General features: G+C 45.5%; 5 protein-coding genes and 1 pseudogene. All 6 read right to left on the reverse strand.

All coding sequences use genetic code 11. From position 1 onward, the window contains the following. Positions 1–395, reverse strand: a pseudogene (locus DQ405_RS25640) (oligosaccharide flippase family protein); the annotation flags it as partial. A 1-nt stretch (position 396) separates the two neighbouring features. After that, entirely contained in the window at positions 397–1524 is a 1128-nt protein-coding gene (locus DQ405_RS25645) for a DegT/DnrJ/EryC1/StrS family aminotransferase (protein ID WP_103451723.1), read from the reverse strand. Continuing rightward, positions 1525–2193 (reverse strand): GNAT family N-acetyltransferase, encoded by a 669-nt coding sequence (locus DQ405_RS25650; protein ID WP_206678941.1) that lies wholly within the window; start codon positions 2191–2193, stop codon positions 1525–1527. After that, the gene (locus DQ405_RS27285; RefSeq protein ID WP_206678942.1) at positions 2177–2458 is read right to left on the reverse strand and encodes a hypothetical protein; all 282 of its coding nucleotides are present in this window, start codon (positions 2456–2458) and stop codon (positions 2177–2179) included. Before DQ405_RS27285 ends, DQ405_RS25650 begins: the two co-directional genes overlap by 17 nt. Next, positions 2451–2915: a GNAT family N-acetyltransferase gene (locus tag DQ405_RS25655; RefSeq protein ID WP_057013394.1), complete on the reverse strand. Its 465-nt coding sequence runs from the start codon at positions 2913–2915 to the stop codon at positions 2451–2453. The genes DQ405_RS27285 and DQ405_RS25655 overlap by 8 nt, the downstream gene beginning before the upstream one ends. Before the next feature lie 4 nt (positions 2916–2919). Next, entirely contained in the window at positions 2920–3303 is a 384-nt protein-coding gene (locus DQ405_RS25660; protein ID WP_342030468.1) for a sugar 3,4-ketoisomerase, read from the reverse strand. Positions 3304–3808: the final 505 nt, after the last annotated feature.

The following is a 3808-nucleotide window of genomic DNA, read 5'->3' on the forward strand; positions in this document are numbered from 1 at the left end:
TTTAACGAAAAAAACACCAAGGCTAATGAAAACCACACAAATACACCGGCAAAGCTCGCATCTTTGAGAAACCAAAGTGCCAGCTCTTCCGAGAAGATCAGAATCAAAATACTCAGAAAAATCGAAGCGCTAACGGAGATCGTGCCTGCGGTACGCCAAACAACTCTCTGTTTTTCTAAATCCGATTCATATTCAGCAGTGTATTTAGTAACTCCTGTATTAATAGCGCCACTTGCGAATGTCGTTATCATTTGAACAGCATTTTGAAACTGCCCAACCGCCGCATACCCAGCAGGACCGACGTAAACTGCAAGTACTTTATTAATACCCAGCAGCGCAATCATCTTGATAAGTACCGCAACGCCATTCAGCAAACTGGTTCGTATAAGGTTCATTTCATCGATCGCTGAAGGAAAAGCTATTACACGCTTTGATAACAGCGTTGACGTCAGCCATTGTCATTGTCGGGCCGATAGGCAGGCTCAGGACCTGCTGATGAATCAGCTCAGAGACTGGAAAACTTTTCTCATTCAACTGAGGGTAAGCGCTCTGTTTGTGTGGCGGAATAGGATAGTGAATTAAGGTCTGCACACCACACGCGGTCAAATGCTGCTGCAGCTCATCACGTTTATTGCTCCGAATGACGAATAAATGCCATACATGCGAATCGAAAACCTCAGCATCCACAGACGCCGATAACGGCAATTCAATATGAGGGTTCTTAATATTCTTCAAATAAGTATTTGCAATGGCCTTACGTTGTTGCGTGTGCTGATCCAAATAGCGGAGTTTCACGCCTAGCATCGCCGCCTGTATTTCATCCAACCGACTGTTAACGCCCTGATACAAATTTTTATAACGTTCATGAGAACCGTAATTGCGTAAAGCTCGTAACGTGTCTACCAGTTCAGCATCATTGCTGGTAATGGCACCACCATCACCAAGCGCTCCCAGGTTCTTCCCAGGATAGAAACTGAAACCCGATGCATTACCCCAATTTCCAGCCTTGCGCCCTTGAATACTCGCACCATGAGCTTGTGCAGAGTCTTCAAGGAGCAATAAATCATGCTCTTGGGCAATGGTAAGAATCGCCGGCATATCAGCCAGCTGTCCATATAAATGAACGGCAATAATCGCTTTGGTTTTTGGAGTAATAGACTTCAAAATATGCTCGGGGCATAGGTTGAATGTCTGAGGGTTCGGCTCAACCAATACCGGAACTAGACGATTTTCTGTAATAGCCAAAATACTAGCAATATAGGTATTAGCCGGGACAAGGACTTCATCACCCTCTTTCAGCTTACCCAGCTCTTTCCACGCGCGCAGGGTCAGGATCAGTGCATCGAGACCGTTTGCTACCCCAACACAATATTTAGTACCACAGTAATCCGCAAAGGCCGACTCGAAGTCTTGCAACTCATTACCGGCAATGTACCAGCCGGAGTCGATAACTCGCTTACAAGCCGCGAGTAGCTCCCCACTCATTTCGGAATTCACAGACTTCAAATCGAGAAAACTGATCATTTATAACTCCATTCGGTAGAAATCATGTACAACGGCTCGCGCACCAAAACCTTCTTTTTGCGAAACAAGCCCTTCATTGAGCACCTGGCCGCCATCTTCCGTAGAAATACCGAAGCTAAAATATTGTCGGTTACCGTACACATCGCTGATTAAATTATTCAAAACAAAATCCAAAGCACCTACTTGCCTGCCCGCATCACTGGCTGCCAAATATTGCGTATGCACGATGTGTCCAAAATCAAAAACCATCGCAGCAGCCAACAGTTGACCTTCCAGCACAGCACCGAAGACCTTTATATTCTCTGGGAAGCGTGACATTAAAAGTTCAATTTCGGATAGCGAATGAACAGGCTTAGAGTCGAAGCGTTCCAATACTTTAGACAGAAGCGCATGAAAATCGGCAGTGCTTACCGAAGAACTGAACGTGACAGCATTTTTCTCGGCTTTCTTTATGACACACTTTCTAGAGTCAGAGAGCTTAGGCGCCCGAGCAATCTCTATCACTGACGAAACATCACGACGAAACAACTTCGCATTATTCCTGAACAACGCGTAAAGATCCTCTTCTGCGGGATAGCGCGTAAATACAGAGGGGATGCACTTGTATACCAAATCCACGGCACCGAGATCTTTATAGTGTGCCTTTAATGCATCAAATATGTCCAGCATTGCTTTGCAACCAACATCTTTCAGAAAAAATAATACCGGCGTAGGTCAGGCCAGAGTGGCTGAAAATCGTCGTATCAAAAATATTTGCTGGAAAAATCGCAACCACACGTTTTTTCTTATAGATCAACACCGACACATCATTGAAACGAGCTTCATGATAGCGAAAGTACTGAGTCAAGTGGATAAAGTTACCATTCTTTGAATGCTCAACTACGTAATCCCAATCTTTACTCAGAGAGGCATCGTATCTCTTCAGTTCATACATCTGGTTTATTGCCTATATTGATTTCCATTACACATAGCCCATCCAAATGACCGGCCATCTCAAACCCTACTTTCTGATAAAGCTTTATCGCGCGAATATTATTAGGGCTAACCTTGAGAAATACGGATGACACACCGATGGAAAGCGCAAAGGCAAAGATCTCCGTTATTATCGATTGACCGAGACCTTTCCCCCATAATTCTTTTTCGCCAAGATAACCCCAGTACTCGGCACGCTGATCGATAATGTTCTTTAGACCTGCTGCGCCCACTTTTCGCCCGAAATACTCTAAACCGAAGATCCGATAGTCATCCCTATCTACCAGTGAATTGAAAAAACCAATTTGCTGTTCATCCGTGAAGCTGGGCGTTTGCGTTAACTCTTTAATTTCAGGATCACGAAGCCACTTCCCGCTTAAAGCGAGATACTCTTCATTATAAGCGACCAATTTGATCATGGCCTTATTCACTTATCAGCTTATAAAATTCTGTATAATCTCTAATATAATCACTTTCTTCATAAGGCTCACTAGCGAGAACCAGGAGTACGCAATTTTCGCTAAAATCGTGCATCTCTCGCCAAGTAAGACCCTCAATTAAAATCCCCTTGGTGGGGCAATCGAGGACAACCTCTTCCCTGCTACGGCCATCGTCCAGTACCATCCTGCACTGACCAGCCATGCAAATTGCTACTTGCTTAAGATTATGGTGCGCGTGGAAGCCACGACTGACACCTTCGCTGGTATGGTAAATATAGTAGACCCGCTTAATTTCGAAAGGGATCAACTTCCCTTGTTCAATAGAAAACCAAGCTACCTCGGTGGTCACCAAGTTTTTGAAATTCAATCCACTTAACTAGACTCACGCTGCCCCTCCATGCCATATCAGTGATAACGTAGTACACGTACTTCAGGTCCAACGCCGCGCTAAGCTTTACGTTACTTCTACTGATTGACCTATTGCTTGCCGGTCAAGCTCTGCAGTCGAATATGCTTATTGCCAGACAACAGCGCCCTGTCGGTCGTAGATCTATTCGATCATGACCGTCCTGCCTCGGCAAGAACCATAGGCTACCGGGAGCCTCAGACCTCATCCACTGGCCAACGTGCAGAAAACCTGAAAGCACTAATGCAGCCCCCTCGCCGCCCCCTGCTTGGAGCCCTCGCTCTAGCCTGGAAAGACCAAGCTTCCTTGCTGAACATACAGATAGCGGGTAAAAAACTGAGATTACTTTTTTGGACAGCGATTCTATCACTTGGATGGCAGCAAGACATCCCTGGCTGGAGCACTTTCTTATGCCCCAATCCTGAAACGCCGACGATTCGCTTTACTGCTGGGCTGCTCAAGGCAA

The organism is Pseudomonas sp. SST3 (assembly GCF_003325755.1).

Excerpts from the sequence above, each read along its gene's own strand:
- DQ405_RS25645 (WP_103451723.1), bottom strand. The coding sequence starts at position 1,524 with ATGATCAGTTTTCTCGATTTGAAGTCTGTGAATTCCGAAATGAGTGGG.
- DQ405_RS25650 (WP_206678941.1), bottom strand. The coding sequence starts at position 2,193 with ATGCTGGACATATTTGATGCATTAAAGGCACACTATAAAGATCTCGGT.
- DQ405_RS27285 (WP_206678942.1), bottom strand. The coding sequence starts at position 2,458 with ATGTATGAACTGAAGAGATACGATGCCTCTCTGAGTAAAGATTGGGAT.
- DQ405_RS25655 (WP_057013394.1), bottom strand. The coding sequence starts at position 2,915 with ATGATCAAATTGGTCGCTTATAATGAAGAGTATCTCGCTTTAAGCGGG.